The sequence below is a fragment of the Variovorax paradoxus B4 genome (assembly GCF_000463015.1).
GTDB classification, from domain to species: domain Bacteria; phylum Pseudomonadota; class Gammaproteobacteria; order Burkholderiales; family Burkholderiaceae_C; genus Variovorax; species Variovorax paradoxus_E.
Map to the genome: position 1 here is coordinate 959,935 of NC_022234.1, position 16,606 is coordinate 976,540.

Sequence of the window (16,606 nt, forward strand, 5' to 3'; positions counted from 1 at the left end):
GTGATTGTTCCAACGGCGGCAACAAAGTAACCCAGGTTCCGGACTCGATCTTCATGCGCCGCGCGCACAGACTGCAAACCGTTCAATTTTGTAGAGCACGTCGCATGAAAACCCTCAAGAAGCAGCACCTGGCGGTCGTCACGACTGCCGTTGCGGTGGTCGTTGCTGGCAGCATGTTTTGGAAGCACGGTTCCGAAGCGCATCCTCAAGCCGCCGCCGCACTCCCCATCGTCAAGTACCGGCCAGCCTTGCAGCGCTCGGTGTCCGATGCGCAGGACTACACGGGGCGGCTCGAAGCCGTGGACCTCGTCGACGTTCGCGCCAAGGTACCGGGCTCGCTGCTCGCGGTGCACTTCAAGCCGGGCCAGCATGTTCGCCAGGGTGACGTTCTTTTCGTCATCGACCCAGCACCCTTCGAGACCCAGGTGCGCCAGGCGCAGGCCACCCTGGCAGGTGCCGAAGCACGGCAACGGCTGGCAGACACGGAGCGCGCCCGCGGACAGAGGCTGCTGGAATCGAATTCGATCGCGCGCAGGGAGTTCGACACGCTCGACAATGCGGCGCGCGAGGCTGCCTCGTCACTGAAGGGAGCGCAGGCCGCTCTCGCGCAGGCTCAACTGCAGCTCAGCTACACCCAGGTTCGCGCGCCTATTGCGGGACGGATCTCCCGGGCGGAAATCACGGCGGGCAATGTGGTGACGGCAGGCGGGGAAGCGACCCCGCTCACCAGGATCGTCTCTGACAGCAAGCTCTACGCATCCTTCAACGTGGACGAGCAGAGCTACCTCCAGATCATCGCCCCTTCGCTGAGGGCGGGCACGCAGCCTGTAGTGAAGGTCGGTTTGGCCACCGACACCGACTTTCCCTACGCGGCGTCCATCGAAGCGATCGACAACCAGATGGATACCCGGTCGGGAACCGTGCGGGTTCGTGCGCGCATCGACAAGGTGAATCCCGAGATGCTTCCCGGTCTTCGGGCGCGCATCCGTCTGCAAGGCGGTGCCCCCTATGACGCCGTGTTGGTGGACGAGGCCGTCGTCAGCACCGACCAGGACCGGAAGTATGTTCTCGTCGTCAATGCGCAGAACAAGGTCGAGCGCCGGGTCGTCGACCTCGGCGTGCTGCAAGGAACGCAGCGGGTCGTGCGCAGCGGGCTCGCCCCGGGTGCCAAGGTCATTGTGGATGGCGCTTTCCGCGCGTCCCCCGGTGCGTCGGTGTCCGCAGTCGCTGCAGAGGCCCCGGAGGCCTCCGCCGGCGCCACCAACGGAGGCAGGTCGTGAACATCTCGAAATTCTTCATCGACAGGCCGATCTTCGCTGGCGTCCTGTCTGCGCTGATTCTCCTTGCAGGGCTCGTAGCGTCGTTCAACATGCCGGTCTCGGAATACCCGCAGGTCATCCCGCCGTCGGTCGTGGTGCACGCGCAATACCCGGGCGCTAACGCCAAGACGATCGCGGAAACCGTCGCGGCACCGTTGGAGCAGTCCGTCAACGGCATTGAGGACATGCTCTACATGGACTCGAAGGCCAGCGGCGATGGTCACCTGTACCTGACCGTGACCTTTAAGCTGGGAACCGATCCGGACAGGGCCCAACAGTTGGTGCAGACCCGGGTGTCCCAAGCCCAGGCGCGACTCCCCGAGGACGTGCAGCGCCTGGGCGTGACGGCGGTCAAGAACCTGCCGATGATCACCATCGCCGTGCACATGGTGTCGCCGAAGGGCACCTACGACAACAACTACATCAGCAACTACGCCATCCTTCATGTGAAGGATCGCCTGGCCCGGATCACGGGCGTCGGCGACGTGGCGATCTGGGGCCCCGGCGGCTATGCCATGCGTGTCTGGCTGGATCCGGCCGCCCTGGCCGAGCGGGGACTGAGTGCGAACGATGTCGCCGACGCCATTCGACGCCAGAACATCCAGGCCGCTGTCGGAACGATCGGAAGTGCACCAACCTCTGCGGACACCGCCTTCCAACTCAACGTCAACGCCGACGGCCGGCTCAAGTCACCCGAGGAGTTCAAGGCCATCGTCATCAAGTCCGATGCCCGTGGAGCGATCACGCGCCTGGGCGACGTGGCGCGCGTGGAACTCGGCGCCGAAGACTACGGCATCCGCGCCACGCTGGACAACTCGCCCGCCGTCGCCGTGACCGTGCAGGAATCACCTGGCGCGAACTCGCTTCAGATCTCCCGCGACGTGCACAAGGCCATGAAGGAGCTCGAGAATGATTTCCCCGAAGACGTGGTTTATCGCATCGTCTATGAGCCGAGCCGCGCGGTTCAGTCCGGCATCGACGCGGTCATCGAAACGCTGCTGGAGTCCGTGGCGCTGGTGGTGCTGGTCGTGTTCCTCTTTCTGCAGACCTGGCGCGCTTCCATCATTCCGCTTATCGCGGTTCCCATTTCGATCGTCGGCACGTTCACCTTCCTGCTGCTGGCGGGCTACTCGATCAACACGCTGTCGCTGTTCGGCTTGGTAGTGGCCATCGGCATCGTGGTGGACGATGCCATTGTGGTCGTCGAGAACGTGGAGCGGAACATCGCACGCGGGCTCAGTCCCCGTGAGGCGACCTACCAGGCCATGCGCGAGGTCAGCGGGCCCATCATCGCCATCGCATTGACGCTGTCTGCTGTTTTTCTTCCGCTGGCCTTTCTCAGCGGCCTGACAGGCGAGTTCTACAAGCAGTTCGCGGTGACCATCGCCATTTCCACGCTGATCTCGGCGGTGAACTCGCTCACGCTGTCTCCGGCGCTGTCGGCCTTACTGCTGAAGGGACATGGCGATGCGCCAGACGCGGTGACCCGGGTAACGCAGAAGGTGTTCGGCCGCTTCTTCGGGCGCTTCAACCGCACCTTCGACCGCACCTCAGAGGCATATGGAGGAGGCGTCGGCCGTCTGCTGCGGCACAAGGGGGCGTTGCTCGTCGTGTACGCGCTCTTGCTGGGGGGAACCTGGTGGCTTACCGGTCATGTCCCGGGTGGGTTCGTTCCTGCACAGGACAAGGAGTACCTCGTGAGCCTGGCGCAACTGCCCGAGGGCTCGACGCTGGACCGCACCGAGGCGACCATGAACAAGATGAATGCCATGGCGCTCAAGCACCCTGCCGTCCTCGGAACATCGAGCTACAGCGGTCTTTCGATCAATGGGGTGACCAAGAGCTCGAGCACGGCCCTGACATTTGTGTTGCTCAAGCCGTTCAAGGAGCGCAAGGGGATCAGCGCCGACCAGGTCGCGGCCGACCTCGGCCGTGAGTTCGGCAGCATCGGACACGCCTTCACCGGGATCTTTCCACCACCGCCGGTCTACGGCCTCGGAACCCTGGGCGGCTTCAAGCTGCAGATCGAGGACCGGGCGGACCTGGGTTACGACGAGCTCTACAAGGCGACACAAGCCTTCATCAAAAAGGCGTCCGAAGCGCCCGAGCTCGGCCCGCTATTCTCGACTTACAACGTGAACGCGCCCCAGCTCAAGGTAGACATCGACCGTGCGAAGGCACAGCAGCTGGGTGTGAATACGCCAGCGGCCTTCAGTGCGATGCAGTCCTTCCTCGGTTCCTACTATGTGAACGACTTCAACTTCCTGGGCCGCGTGTACCAGGTGCGCATGCAGGCCGACGGCCAGTTCCGCTCCAAGCCGGAAGACATCGGGCAACTGCACGTTCGCAGCGAGTCCGGGCAGATGGTTCCGCTCGCGTCGTTCGCCAAGGTCAGCCAGACGTACGGACCCGACCAGGTCACCCGCTACAACGGCTTCACGTCGCGACGTGGCGCAGCCCGCGCCGGGCTACTCGTCGGACCAGGCAATGGAGGCCATCCAGCGGATTGCGGCTGCAACCTTGCCACCAGGGATGACGTTCGAATGGACCGACCTGACCTACCAGCAGATCATTGCCGGCAACAGCGCAGTCTGGATTCTTCCCCTCTGCGTTCTCTTGGTGTTCTTCGTATTGGCGGCCCAGTACGAGAGCCTGACGCTGCCGCTGGCGATCATCCTCATCATTCCGATGAGCATCTTCTCCGCGCTGCTTGGTGTGTGGCTCACGAAGGGCGACAACAACATCTTCACCCAGATCGGACTCATCGTGCTTGTCGGCCTGGCGTCGAAGAACGCCATCCTGATCGTCGAGTTCGCGCGCGAGCTCGAGATGGCGGGGATGTCCACGTTGAAGGCCGTGATCGAGTCCTGTCGCTTGCGGCTGCGGCCCATCCTGATGACGTCGCTGGCCTTCATCATGGGCGTGATCCCACTCGTTCTTTCGACAGGCGCAGGTGCAGAAATGCGCCAGGCGATGGGCATCTCGGTGTTCTTCGGAATGATCGGCGTCACGCTGTTCGGCCTCTTTCTCACACCGCTCTTCTACGTACTGGCCCGGGCGCTTAGCGGAGGAAGGCCGCTTCGATCTGCCGCGCATCACGAGGCGCCCGTGATCGCCCCGCATCACCTTGGAAATCAACAGCCGGAGGTTCAGGCATGACCCACCCAACCCGAGCGATCCAGCAACTGTCCAGAAGTGCGCTTGCCTTGGCAGCAAGTCTGTTCCTGCTGTCTGCGTGCTCCCTCACGCCCGTCGAAAATCGTCCCGGCATCGACATTCCCGCGACGTTCGCGGAGTACGAGGGGCGCACGCTCGCGCTCCAGCCCACGGAAGACCCAGGTCGGTGGCGGCCGGCCGAACCGGCAGACCAGCAGGCGCCATCTCCATGGTGGGGAGTCTTCGGCGACCCTGTCCTTGTGCAACTCGAAGAGGAGGCGCTCAAGGCGAATCCGGATGTGTCCATCGCGATGGCAAGGCTCAAGCAGGCACGCGCACTGATTTCGCAAAGCGAGTCGGCGCAGCTTCCGGAAGTGGGCGTCGGTTTCGGTCCCACTCGGCAGCGCATCAGCGGCACGGCTGCGGGGCGCGGAGACGGCGCACCGGGGTCCACGCAAACGCTGTGGCGCGCACAGGCCTCCGTCGCCTACGAGGTCGACATCTTCGGCCGGGTTTCTTCAGGCGTTGCCGCCGCACGTGCCGATGCGGCCCGGCAGCAGGCGCTGGCGCACCAGATGCTGTTGCTCGTCCAGGCCGACGTCGCCAAGACGTACTTCAGCCTGCGACAGTTCGAGGGCGAGCTCCGCCTGCTTCGGGACACCGTGAAGCTGAGACAAGACGCCATGTCGCTGTTGGAGCGAAAGCTCGATGTGGGCGCTGTGGCCCCTTATGTCGTCGACCAGGTGAAGACTGAATTGTTCTCGGCCCGCTCGGAGCAGCTGTCTGTCGAACGGCAGCATGCCCTGGCCTTGCATGCCTTGGCGATCCTGTTGGGCAAGCTGCCTGCAGCGTTCTCCGTCGAGGCAAAGCCTCTCGACAACGTCACGGTCCAGCTTCCGCCAGGCATGCCCTCGACGTTACTTGAGCGCAGGCCGGACATCGCAGCAGCCGAACGCGCCATGACCGCGGAGAACGCGCGCATCGGCGTTGCGAGGGCAGCATTCTTTCCGGCGCTCTCGCTGACGGGCTCCCTGGGCTACGAGTCGGCCGACTTGGGCAATCTGGCCAACTGGTCCCAACGAACGTTTCTGCTGGGTCCTCTGGTGGGAACGGCCTTGAGCATGCCAATCTTCGATGGAGGAAGGCGAAGTGCCGAAGTGGCCCGCGTACGCGGCGTCTACGAGGAGGGAGTCGCCGAATACCGCAAGACGGTGCTCCAGGCCTTCCGCGAGGTTGAAGACTCCCTGGTCTCGATCAGAACCCTTGACGAGCGGATCGTTCACCAGCGGGGAGCGGAAGACGCATCGTCTGGCGTTGCGCAATCAGCCAAAGCGAGATTCGACGAAGGCGACGTCGACTACCTGGTCGTGGTCGATGCCGAGCGCACCCGCTTGCGCAGTCGCCAGTCGCGCATCCATTTCGAGGGGGAGCGCGCGCGCGCGACCGTTGATCTGGTCAAAGCGCTCGGCGGTGGCTGGGACCTCTCAAACGCCGAGAAGTCCGACATCAAAGGCTGATCCGACGGTGTTGCAGGAGCGGCCAAGGCTGCCTCCTTCCACGCGCCGCATGCCGCACTCAAATTCAAGGCATCTGCAGCCTGCGCGTTCGAGCGATTGCATCCGCCGCGGACGCAGTTCTAGTTCGGGTGCGGCTGGTCAACGGTCGTTGCCCGATCCCGATCTGTATTTCTAACCAATTTTTGGAGCTTTCCTGTGTCTGTTTCTGATCTCTTCAAACCGCTCACTCTCCTGCACGGTCCGGCGATGAGGAATCGCTTCATGCTGGCGCCGCTGACCAACCAGCAAAGCGAGCTCGACGGCACTGCCTCCGTGTACGACCATTTCTGGATGGAGCAGCTGTCTCAAGGTGGCTACGCGTTGATCCAGACTTGTGCCACGACCGTGGAAGCGGGCGGCATTGCGTTTGCGCGGCAGTTGGGAATCCACAGCGATGAACACCTGCCAGGCCTTACCCGGATGGCCACAACCATTCGGAGCGGCGGTGGCCTCTCGGCGGTTCAGCTGCACCACGCGGGCCACCGTGCCAACCCGCTGCTGGGGGGCATTCCAGCTCCTGCTTCCAGTGACACCTTGCCGGGCATTCAGGCGATCTCGACCGAAGTGGTGGAGCGGATCCGCGACAGCTTTATCGCTGCCGCGAAAAGGGCGCAACTGGCAGGGTTCGACGGCGTCGCGGTGCATGGCGCATTCGGTTGGATCCTTTCGGAGTTCATGTCGCCGTTCCTGAACGATCGCAAGGACAAATACGGCGGGAGCCTCGAGAACCGGGCGCGCCTGACCCTGGAGGTGATCGAAGGCATCCGCCGGGAATGCGGCCCTGATTTTCAGATTGGCTGGCGACTGTCGATCGAGCGGTACGGATTGCGCCTGGAGGAACTGCTCGAGGTCACCGCTTATATCTTTGATCGCGAACTGATCGATTATCTTGACCTGGCCTTGTGGGACTCTGCGCAGGTCGTCAGAGAAGGGCCATTCCGTGGCAAGACGATGCTTAGCCTCTTCACCGAATTGCCTCGTAAGGGAGTTCGCCTGGGGACAGCCGGCAAGATCATGAGTGCCAAGCGTGCCGGCGAGTTGCTGGACGAGGGCTGCGACTTCGTGCTGATTGCCCGCGCTGGCATTCTTCAGCGGGACTTTCCTCTGCAGGTCAAGGCCAACCCGACGTACGACAGTCCAAGGCTTCCAGTGCCTGCCGAGTACTTGCGCGAGCGTGGGTTGAGCGAACGCTTCATCGACCATATGCGGGGATGGCAGACCTTCGTCTTGCACGGCTCGCGATAGGGGGGCGGACGAATACCCGGTCCCCGACTCGCTCCCAGCACAAGGAGGCGGGTTGTCCGCGCGATCGCCGGACTATTACGACCATCGAAGAACGCAGGCCGGAGCAACGCCGAAACTCGGGGCCGAGGAAACAACTGACGATAACCAAAGGCACGTAAATACCCCCTTATCGGCGGCTGAGAACCACCGCAAACGGTAGGAATATGCTACGCCCAGGTTGGCAGCTCCTACCTGCGAGCGGTAGGTATGCAGCAATTGCCGCCATTCAGCCTCGAACAGGTGTCGGGCCAACAGCAGCCATGGCGCGGGCTCGTTTTGTACGGGCGAGTTGGTCCCACTGACGGAATGACACACGTCAGCCCAGCGGACGTACCTCCACATAAGGCTGAGCTCGAGCAAGGGCCCCGATGACCACTGCTTCAGCCCGCCGCCGCTGCTGCTCGCGGCAGGAGAAGTGCAGGTTCTGATAGATGGTCGTCTTGCCCGTGCGACACAGCACCGGAAGAACTTCACCTGCAATCACACGAGGCAGCCAACTAAACTTCGGATTTCTGCGAAGCTGCCGCACGGCGTCCGCGCAGAGGAAGACATTGCGCGGCTGGCCGTCGCACATGAGTGCAGCCAGTCGACCGAGGTGCACTTCGTCCAAGTCGTCGGGGTCTAGAGCGCTAGTGCCAACGGTGGGAACGTGCAGCAGTTCCACAAAGGACACGCAAGGTGCATCCTGCGACGTGAATCCGATGCTCGTAAAGTTTCGGTGATAGGGCACCCCACCACCGCGGCGGTCGCCCGCGTAACCCGGATGCAGGAATGGGTGGTGCACACCGTGGCGCTGCCAAAAGCTCACGCCGTCGGCGTGGTACTCCTTGATAAGGGCGAAGGAGGCGCTCCGCTCCACCTCCGGCGCGTAGTTCGCATCCAGTCCCACGAAGACGAAGTGCGCCTTCTCCGGTGCCGCGCCCTGGTACGGTTTTGCGTGAAACAGAGCATGCAGGGCAAGGCTGGGATGAGGAACATACATCCTATGCAGCGTAATGCGCTGGGCCGCAATGGGCAATAGTGCGCTCAGGCTGACCAAGCTGCAGTCGAGCCGAGTCCGTGCGACGGACGTCAAGCAGCGCGCTCCTATTGATTCGACAAGCCTTGCCGAAGCTGCCTCGCAGGCCTCGGCCTTCAGATTTCTCGCGCACCGGCAACAAAAAAAAAACGCTCAGTGGCGGAACTGACGAAGCGCGTCTGGCTGCAAGCGACGGCTAGAGACTGCTTTGCGGTCGGCTTCATTTGCCGACCCGTTGATGGCAACTGACCGCAGTCAGTCTGAAGCACCCGTTTACCGCGCGAGATTCCGTAAGTTGATTGCGGAGCGATGCCCTGCCCTGCCAAAGCGGTTCCGATACAAACCGCTTTCGCGAACGATGAGGCGGGGACGCCCAACCCACGATAACCCCAGGCACGTCAACACCCAATTACCGTCGATTGGTCGACCACTTCTAGTCGCGAGAATCACAGATTATCGGCGGTTGGTCAGTCATGTCCCCCTGACATTCATGCGACTCCGTGAGCTTTCATAGCAGTGGTGTCGTTGAAGTTCGGCCCCTCTATTCTTCTTGACCGAATCCCGACTCACCTGAGCACATAGCCGGCCAATACGCTCTGCACCTCGTAGATGCTGAGCTTTTTGTTGAACTGCTTCTGGATCGGAGCAACCGTTCCCGAGATCCATATCTTGAGTTCGGCATCGAGATCGAATGTACCGGCGGTCTCTACGCTGAAGTGGGTGATGCTCTTGTAGGGAATCGAGTGGTATTCGATCTTGCTCCCCGTGATGCCTTGTTTGTCAACCAAGACGAAACGCTTGTCGGTGAACACGAAGTAGTCGCGGATTAGCTGGTAGGCGTGCTCGACCACTTCCCCCTTCGCCAGTATCTGGCCGAACTCTTGCTGAATCTTCGCCGGGTCGATCTTGGCTGCATTTCCAAGCATTCCGTCAAGTAGTCCCATTGTTGTTTCCTCGAGGCTAGATTAATCATGCGACCGTTGGCAGTCGTCATTGTCCACCAGCGGCGCACCGCCGACTTCGCAGCCTTTGAGCTCCTCCGACCTTCGGTGATACGCTGACCTTCTCCATAACGGGGCCAAGCATGACCGACCACGTCCCCTCACCGGCCTTGGAGAGTTCATCGAGGGCAACCTTGAGCCGATCCTGCGGGAGTGGGAGGCTTTCGCCCGCTTCCTGGTGCCGCTGGCCAGTCTGAACAGGAAGGCCCTGCGCAACCACGCAGAAGGGATGCTTCTCGAGGTAGCTATTCCTGCTTCGGAAAATCGTTGTTCATCACCCGCCCCACGGTGGCAAACAGTTCCTGGCGCAGGCCCTCATATGCCGCCTTGTTTTCTTTCAACAAAGTGTCATAGGCGAAGTAGCTGGGACCGCCCCGGTTTGACGTGACGGAGTTCCACGTGATGGGCTGGAGCTTGTCGTCGCGCAATGCGTACTCCACCACAATGATGGGCCGGAAGTCCGCGGTCAAGCTTGGCGCTCCGTAGCCGGCAGTAATGCGCAGCAGCATCACCTCATAACCCGGCGTAGCCGTCAGGCCGGCGAGCTCCATTTTTCGCGCAGCGCCCGTGGCGCGATCACTTGACGTGAGCTTGACTTCGCGACCTGTCGCTCGCATGGCCTCGGCCAGGCGTTCGGCGTATTCCCGATGAAGCGTCAACTCGCCCTGGCTTTCCTCTATGGCCTGTTGAAAGCGTTTACTGCGGCTCGCGACTTGGTTGATCGAGTTGCTGCGACTCGCAGCGTCCGCGCCAATCGCCACCAGTACTCCCACCGGCCCGAGCAAACCGCCGAGCCCGACCGTCGGGGTCGCGCCGGTATCCAGAACTCCTAGTTCGGACTTGGCGTTGTAGACGATCTCGACCCGGGGATGTGACAGCGGCTCTGGCTCTTCATTGGCGGCTTGCTTGGGCCGGCCTGCGCAAGCGACGAGCATGACTGCGATGGCGCAGACGGTAATGATGCGTTTCATGGCGCTCCCTCGTAAGCGTCGTCTCAGCACCCTCTTTTTTTGTTGACGGCTTTGAGCAGGATTGGCGGTTCGGTGCGCGCGGCGGTCGTGTGCATCAAGAACTGCTAATGCACATCAATGAACGATCAAGACACCCCGAGCAAACGCCGTAGGCGCGAGCACAGCCCGATGTTCAAGCGCGAATTGGTCGCGCGCAGCCTGGTTCCCGGTGCGTCGGTGGCAGCCGTCGCGCTGGAGGCCGGCATCAACTCGAACCTCCTGTTCGCATGGCGCCGGATGCATCTGAGTGCACAAGAGCAGCCCCAGACGCCGGCGCCGTCCGAGCCCTCGCCGATGCTGTTGCCCGTCACCATTGAAGCCGCGCCGGTTGAGCCATGCCCCTCACCAACGGTGGCGGCGCCTCGCCAACCTGCCGGGACCATCGAGATCGACGTCGGCGGTGCGCGGGTTCGACTGCGCGGCGCGGTCGACGAAGCCAGCGTGCGCCATGTCCTGCAGACGCTGAAGGCGCTGGCGTGATCGGCCTGCCCACGAGCACCCGCGTCTGGATCGTCGCGGGCCACACCGACATGAGGAAGGGATTCAACGGCCTGTCAGCGATGGTGCAGACGGCGCTGGAGGCCAACCCCTTCTGCGGCCACGTCTTCGTCTTCCGCGGCCGGCGCGGCGACATGCTGAAGGTCCTATGGTTCGATGGCCAGGGCCTGCTGATCCTGGCCAAGCGTTTGGAGCGAGGCCGCTTCGTCTGGCCGCAGGCTGTGTCGGGCAAGGTCTCGCTGACCCCGGCGCAGTTGTCCATGCTGCTCGAAGGCATCGACTGGCGCATGCCGACGCGCACCGATCAGCCCGTGCTCGCGGCTTGAGGCGCGCTCAAGAATTCGTCTTTTGAACGCACGGGTCTCGGTCAATTCCGGGCAAGGCCGATGGCATAGTAGAGGGCGTGCCGAACACCGCCCACGCACCCCACACCGTCGACTCGCTGCTGCGCGTCGTGCAGGCGCGTGACGCGGAAGTGGCCCTGCTCAAGCTGCTCGTGGACAAGCTCAAGGTGCAGCTGCTGCGCCAGGTCCGGGCCCGCTTCGGTGCCTCCAGCGAACAGCTGGACGACCCGCAGATCGCGTTGATCGCTGACTTGCCGATACACGAGCTTGCGCCGATCGCGCAGACCCCCAAGGCGCCAGCCGCCAACAGCGAAGGCTTCGACCGCAGCCTGCCCGCGCACCTGCCGCGCGAGAACCATGTGTACCGGCCCGAGACTTCGGATGCACGGCGCGACGCCGCCGGCCAGGCCTGTGGCTGCAGCGCGTGCGGCGGCCGGTTGCGCCAGATCGGCCAGGACGTCTCCGAACAACTGGAATACGTGCCCTCGCGCTTCAAGGTGATCCGCCACGTGCGCCCCAAGCTCGCCTGCATGGCGTGCGAATCCATCTTCCAGGCGCCAGCGCCGAGCCGGCCCATCGCACGCGGCGTGGCCGGTCCCGGGCTGCTGGCCCACGTGCTGGTCGCCAAGTATTGCGACCACCAACCTCTCTACCGCCAGAGCCGCATCTACGCCCGCGAAGGTGTGCCCATTGAGCGCTCCACCATGGCCGGCTGGGTCGGTCAGAGCGAGAAGCTGCTGGACCCACTGGTTGCCGCGCTCGGGCGCTACGTGCTGGCGGGCTCCAAGCTGCATGCCGACGACACGCCCGTGGCGGTGCTCTCGCCCGGGCGCGGCCGGACCAAGACCGGAAGGCTCTGGGTCTACGTGCGTGACGATCGGTCCTCGGCGAGCACCGACGCGCCGGCCGCGTGGTTGCGCTGCTCGCCCGACCGCAAGGGCGAGCATCCCCAGGCGCACCTGAAGGACTTCAAGGGGGTCTTGCAGGCCGATGCGTATGCGGGCTTCGCCAAGCTCTACGCCGGCGGCGCCATCATCGAGGCTTCATGTTGGGCCCATGCGCGCAGACCGTTCTGGGATCTGCACGAGAGCCAGGGTCGGGCGCCGGGCTCGGTTGCCGAACAAGCGCTGCGGCGCATCGGTGCGCTGTATGCGATCGAGGCCGACATACGGGGGCGCCCTCCGGCCGAGCGATGCCGGGAGCGCCAGGCGCGGGCCGGTCCGTTGCTTGAGGAACTGTTCGCCTGGTTGAGAGGAATGCTCGGGCAGGTGTCTGCCAAGTCGGAGCTCGCGCGCGCCATCGGCTACACGCTCACGCGGCTCGGATCGCTGACGCGCTACCGCGACGACGGGCGCATCGAGATCGACAACAACGCCGCCGAGCGCGCGCTGCGCGGCGTCGGCCTGGGCCGAAAGAACTTCATGTTCATGGGCTCGGACGCCGGGGGCGAGCGCGCTGCGGCCATCTACAGCCTGGTGGAATCGGCCAAGTTGAACGGGCTCGACCCCGAGGCCTACCTGCGCGATGTGCTCGGGCGCATCGCGGACCATCCGATCAACCGCATCGACGAGTTGCTGCCGTGGAACATCGGTGGGCCGCAGCACATCGAGCAGCGACTGGCCGCCTGAGCACCTCGTGCCCGGGCGCTTGCAACCGGACAACGCGAAGAGGACGACAGAGTGAACCCGCAAGGCACCGACCCGAAGCTGATCGATGCGCTCAACCGGGCGAGCAGCCTGGAGCTGTTCCAGCTGAGCGCCATCATCGAACGGATGCTGGCCGATCCCAGACGCATCCTCGCCGTGCGCAGAAACATGAATCTCGGCCAGACAGTGCGCTTCCTCGACTGGCGCGACGGCCAGATGCGCCATGGCAAGGTGGTCGCCATGAAGGACACGCAGGTGACTTTGCACGAGGAAGGCACGCGACGCGAGTGGAAGCTGCCCTATGTCGCCGTCGAACCACCGGATCCTGCAAGCCCGCCCGCAACGGCTTCTGCGCGCGCAGCACCACCGCAGAGCATGCCTTCACGGGGTGACTTCCGCTGCGGCGAGAAGGTCTCGTTCGACGACAGGTACCTCCAGCCGCAGGTAGGCGTCGTCGTGCGCATCAACCAGCGCACCGCCACCGTCGACACGGGCAACGGGCATTCATGGCGAGTGCCGTTCCACATGCTGCGCCAGGTCTTCGACATCTGATTGTTCGGCCACGGTCAAGAGGGCCGTGAGCTGACGCTTACGCTCCCTCTCATTCGGACAATTTAGAAAATGACTGCACGGTCCGCGTACTACTTGGAAGACTCAAGCGTGCCCTCCGTAGGCGTTTTCCCCTCTACTGCGGATTTCAAGAATTCGATGGAGATCGGGCTGAAGCGCGACCACCATGCTTTCACCTCCGTACCGCCCGTCGGCAGTTTGGTGATCTCGTAGTGGGCGATGCGCGTTGTATAGCCCTGCCGCATCGTCACGGTGCCTCGACCTCCGGTTCGGTCAAGCTCCGAAGTTTCTCGCATGTCGATGCTTGCGGCGCCGGTAAGCATCTTGTTGATGGTCTCGGATGCGCTGCGGGCTTGACGTCCAACGTCGCGGTACACCAAGACGAAGTCACGTTCCGTAGTGAGGGTCACACGATGCTCTGCGCGAGCCTTGAGCTCGTCAATGCTTCTGTACAACGGCATTGCAGTGCACCCGGCAAGCACGGCGGCGAGCAGGGGGAGGAAAAACCTTTTCATTCTGTGCTCCCCAAGGGGGCCACGGCTAGAGCCGGTGACTCGACAAGGTAATGCTCCTTCTCACCAATGGAGAACCGCGTGTCCGCCTGGTAAGCCGATATCAGTACGAGCCGCTGTCCTTTTTCACTTGTCTTTTCCGTTATCACGTAGCTCGTCCCGGCCTTGAATTCGATGTTCTTGAGCAAAGTCTGCTCTCCCGTGAGCTTTCCTCCGGAGACCATCACGTCGTGCCGTCCCGGCGGAATCTTGAGCTTGACAAGAGAGACGTGAGGGCTATAGAGGCCGGCGCTTGCGCCTCCGAACTGTCTGATGCCCGTGACAGTGCCGTCGACACGAGAGGGAACGTAAGCAGCCCATGCCGTATCCATGTAGTGCCTGTAGGGATAGCCGCTCAGTGTGGCGAACGGTTCTCCTGGCTTGACCAGTTGGTTCTGGTAATTGGCGCGAATCGTCTCGACTGGAACGCGAGTTGCAGGGGAGGCGCAACCCCAAAGTGCTGCGGCCAGAGGTAAGGCTGCCAGCGCCTTCATGAGACTGCCATTCAGTGTCATTGTTGGCCTTGCTGTTGGTCGGTGGACGACGTCAATGAGATGGTTCACTTCGCTTTCCCTTGAATTTTCAAATCAGAAACTTGCGTTGAGATTGAAGCCGAAGGTGGTCTTGGCCGTGCGGTACCCCTCAGGCTTGCGGATCGGCGCCCCCATGAAGAAGTCGTAGCTGAGCTTGCTCCACTGCCCCCGCACCCCGATGACCGCGCCCGCGAGGCTGCGGCCCGGCAGGTCCGCGGTGGAGCGCCCGCCGACATGCCCGTAGTCGGCACCGACATACAGCTCCGCCCCGCTCTGCCCCATGGCCCAGCCGATGTCGTTGCGGATCAGCCAGCCGCGCTCGCCCATCAGGCTCGTCTCGCCGTCGAAGCCGCGCACTGTGTAGCGCCCGCCGATGGCAAACCTGTCCTGTGACATCAGCGGCGTGCGGTTCCATTGCGCGCGGACCAGGCCCGAGTAGCGCAGCTTCTGCTCGCCCAGCTTGAACGGCGCGTTCAGGCTCAGCTCGGCCGTGTACAGCCGCATGCGCGAGGTGCCCTCGCCGAACGTCTCCTCCGGCGCTGCGATCGACCCGAAGCCGCCCGTGCCATGCTTGTAGGCGAGCGTGCCTTCCAGCGTCGCGTCGCCGATGAACTCCTTGTGGTTCAGCCCGAGCTCCCAGCCCCCCACCACCCGGTGCTGCACCTCGACCTCGGTGTCGTCCACGAAGTTGCGCGATTCGCGCCGGAAGCCCTTCAGCGCCAGCGTGGTCTTGCGGCTCTGGTCGCGGTACAGCAGGCGCGAGAGCTTGACCTCGGCGTTGTTGGTCTTGCCCGCGTAGACATAGTCCTGGTTCAGCCCGGCCACGCGCTGGTGGTACTGGCTGTTGGAGGCCGTGAGGCCCAGCATCCAGTAGCCGTAGGGCAGCGAGTAGTGCACCGTCTGGCCTTCGGTGCCCTTGGCCGGGTCGCTGAAGACGTGGCCGTTGAGGTTGTGGTTGGCGCTGACATAGAACAGGTCGTTCAGCCCGAAGGGGTTGTCCAGCGACAGCGTGGCGCCGGCCTGGTAGCGGCCCGTGGCCTCGGTGCCGCTGTCGTCCAGGCTCAGGGTGAGGCGCCACTTCTTGGCCTGCACGTACTTGACCACCAGGTCGCTGTCGCCCGGCTTGGCATCGGGTGCGGTGGAGGGTTCGATCTGGATGTCGGCCTCGGCCGTGGGGGCGCGCTTGAGGTTCTCCAGGCCCTGCTCGATGTCGCGCAGGTTCAGCAAATCGCCCGGGCGGGCGGGGATGGCGGACCCCAGCAAGGCGCCGCTGCCCAGCAGCGTGGAGGAAGAATCCGGCGTGGTCCGGATGGCCGCGATGCGCCCGGGCACCAGCGACAAGGTCAGGGTGCCGGTGGACAGGTCCTGCGGCGCAGCAAGTACCCGGGTGGTGACAAAGCCGCGCGCAATCGCCGCCTGCTGGGCGCGGGCGAGCACCACGTTCACACCCGGCGTGCCGAGGCACCGGCCCAGTGGTGAATCGTTGCCCTCGGGGCCGGACAGATCGGCCACCGCCCACTGGAAGGCCTCGGCCTGCTCGCCGACCAGTAATACGCGGTCGATGCGAAAGCACGGGGCTTCGGATTCGGGAATGCGCTGGGTAGGCGCGGGTGGCGCGGCCTGCAGCCGCTGGTCCACCGTGCGCTCGTTCTGCTCGCGCAGGGCGCGTTCGCGTTCCTGCTGGCGTTGCTGTTCGACAAAGGGTTGCGGCGTGCTGGAGACCTGCGCTTGAGCCAACAAGGGGCCGCCCAGCAGCACACCGGCCAGCATGGCACACGGGTTTGTTTTCAATTTCTCTCCCTCACTATCCTTTGATCTGCACCATAGCGCGCAGGAACTCCGAAATTCACCAATGCTCTTTGTGCTCGCCTACCAGTCACATAACCCCAGCCACATACCGTCAGGCAAGAAGATCACCACTGTCCCTTGTACTTTCCGGCCAACCACATGACGACCGTTGCAACAACAGTCACGCCGAGAATGACAAACAACAGACTGCGAAGTTCTGACGAGCTAACGGGGAAATAGAGAACCCCATGGATTGCCCAGCGAATCAAGGGCATGGCAAGCAAAGCAGCCAAGGAAAATCCGACGCCGATGATGAAGAGGCAGGTCAAGAA

General features: G+C 63.3%; 14 protein-coding genes and 1 pseudogene. 8 read left to right on the forward strand and 7 right to left on the reverse strand.

Going from position 1 to position 16,606, the window contains the following annotated elements; all coding sequences use genetic code 11:
• Positions 1 to 104: 104 nt before the first annotated feature.
• The 4 genes and pseudogenes from VAPA_RS31615 to VAPA_RS31630 all read left to right on the forward strand — a co-directional run bounded on the left by VAPA_RS31615 (position 105) and on the right by VAPA_RS31630 (position 7,276).
• On the forward strand, positions 105 to 1,280 hold the full coding sequence (locus tag VAPA_RS31615) for an efflux RND transporter periplasmic adaptor subunit (protein ID WP_021004321.1): 1,176 nt from the start codon (positions 105 to 107) through the stop codon (positions 1,278 to 1,280).
• Positions 1,277 to 4,478 (forward strand): annotated as a pseudogene (locus VAPA_RS31620) (efflux RND transporter permease subunit). Before VAPA_RS31615 ends, VAPA_RS31620 begins: the two are co-directional and overlap by 4 nt.
• Positions 4,475 to 5,992 (forward strand): efflux transporter outer membrane subunit, encoded by a 1,518-nt coding sequence (locus VAPA_RS31625; RefSeq protein WP_021004324.1) that lies wholly within the window; start codon positions 4,475 to 4,477, stop codon positions 5,990 to 5,992. The pseudogene VAPA_RS31620 and the gene VAPA_RS31625 overlap by 4 nt, the downstream one beginning before the upstream one ends.
• A gap of 195 nt (positions 5,993 to 6,187) precedes the next feature.
• Positions 6,188 to 7,276 carry an NADH:flavin oxidoreductase gene (locus tag VAPA_RS31630; protein ID WP_021004325.1) on the forward strand — a complete coding sequence of 363 codons (1,089 nt, stop codon included), beginning with the start codon at positions 6,188 to 6,190 and terminating at the stop codon, positions 7,274 to 7,276.
• A 355-nt stretch (positions 7,277 to 7,631) separates the two neighbouring features.
• Here the strand turns inward: VAPA_RS31630 and VAPA_RS31635 are convergent, their stop codons facing one another.
• The 3 genes from VAPA_RS31635 to VAPA_RS31645 all read right to left on the reverse strand — a co-directional run bounded on the left by VAPA_RS31635 (position 7,632) and on the right by VAPA_RS31645 (position 10,305).
• Positions 7,632 to 8,390 (reverse strand): hypothetical protein, encoded by a 759-nt coding sequence (locus VAPA_RS31635; protein ID WP_230559061.1) that lies wholly within the window; start codon positions 8,388 to 8,390, stop codon positions 7,632 to 7,634.
• Positions 8,391 to 8,899: 509 nt separating this feature from the next.
• Positions 8,900 to 9,277 carry a PH domain-containing protein gene (locus VAPA_RS31640; protein WP_021004327.1) on the reverse strand — a complete coding sequence of 126 codons (378 nt, stop codon included), beginning with the start codon at positions 9,275 to 9,277 and terminating at the stop codon, positions 8,900 to 8,902.
• Positions 9,278 to 9,579: 302 nt separating this feature from the next.
• Positions 9,580 to 10,305: a hypothetical protein gene (locus VAPA_RS31645; protein ID WP_051255446.1), complete on the reverse strand. Its 726-nt coding sequence runs from the start codon at positions 10,303 to 10,305 to the stop codon at positions 9,580 to 9,582.
• A gap of 117 nt (positions 10,306 to 10,422) precedes the next feature.
• On the opposite strand from VAPA_RS31645, the gene tnpA reads away from it, so the two are divergent.
• From tnpA to VAPA_RS31665, 4 genes are all read left to right on the forward strand, one after another.
• Positions 10,423 to 10,824 (forward strand): IS66-like element accessory protein TnpA, encoded by a 402-nt coding sequence (gene tnpA, locus VAPA_RS31650; protein ID WP_021004330.1) that lies wholly within the window; start codon positions 10,423 to 10,425, stop codon positions 10,822 to 10,824.
• Complete coding sequence (gene tnpB, locus VAPA_RS31655) at positions 10,821 to 11,168, forward strand: IS66 family insertion sequence element accessory protein TnpB (RefSeq protein WP_021004331.1); 348 nt, start codon at positions 10,821 to 10,823, stop codon at positions 11,166 to 11,168. The genes tnpA and tnpB overlap by 4 nt, the downstream gene beginning before the upstream one ends.
• A gap of 77 nt (positions 11,169 to 11,245) precedes the next feature.
• Positions 11,246 to 12,814: an IS66 family transposase gene (gene tnpC, locus VAPA_RS31660; protein WP_021004332.1), complete on the forward strand. Its 1,569-nt coding sequence runs from the start codon at positions 11,246 to 11,248 to the stop codon at positions 12,812 to 12,814.
• A gap of 51 nt (positions 12,815 to 12,865) precedes the next feature.
• Positions 12,866 to 13,384 carry a hypothetical protein gene (locus tag VAPA_RS31665; RefSeq protein WP_021004333.1) on the forward strand — a complete coding sequence of 173 codons (519 nt, stop codon included), beginning with the start codon at positions 12,866 to 12,868 and terminating at the stop codon, positions 13,382 to 13,384.
• An 89-nt stretch (positions 13,385 to 13,473) separates the two neighbouring features.
• Here VAPA_RS31665 and VAPA_RS31670 read toward each other — a convergent pair whose 3' ends face one another.
• From VAPA_RS31670 to VAPA_RS31685, 4 genes are all read right to left on the reverse strand, one after another.
• The gene (locus tag VAPA_RS31670) at positions 13,474 to 13,917 is read right to left on the reverse strand and encodes a hypothetical protein (RefSeq protein ID WP_021004334.1); all 444 of its coding nucleotides are present in this window, start codon (positions 13,915 to 13,917) and stop codon (positions 13,474 to 13,476) included.
• A complete protein-coding gene (locus VAPA_RS31675; protein ID WP_196232591.1) occupies positions 13,914 to 14,516 on the reverse strand; it encodes a hypothetical protein in 603 nt (200 codons plus the stop codon). Before VAPA_RS31675 ends, VAPA_RS31670 begins: the two co-directional genes overlap by 4 nt.
• A 24-nt stretch (positions 14,517 to 14,540) precedes the next feature.
• Positions 14,541 to 16,256: a ShlB/FhaC/HecB family hemolysin secretion/activation protein gene (locus VAPA_RS31680; RefSeq protein WP_041946711.1), complete on the reverse strand. Its 1,716-nt coding sequence runs from the start codon at positions 16,254 to 16,256 to the stop codon at positions 14,541 to 14,543.
• A gap of 143 nt (positions 16,257 to 16,399) precedes the next feature.
• Positions 16,400 to 16,603 (reverse strand): hypothetical protein, encoded by a 204-nt coding sequence (locus tag VAPA_RS31685; protein WP_155248148.1) that lies wholly within the window; start codon positions 16,601 to 16,603, stop codon positions 16,400 to 16,402.
• Between the last annotated feature and the right edge of the window lie 3 nt (positions 16,604 to 16,606).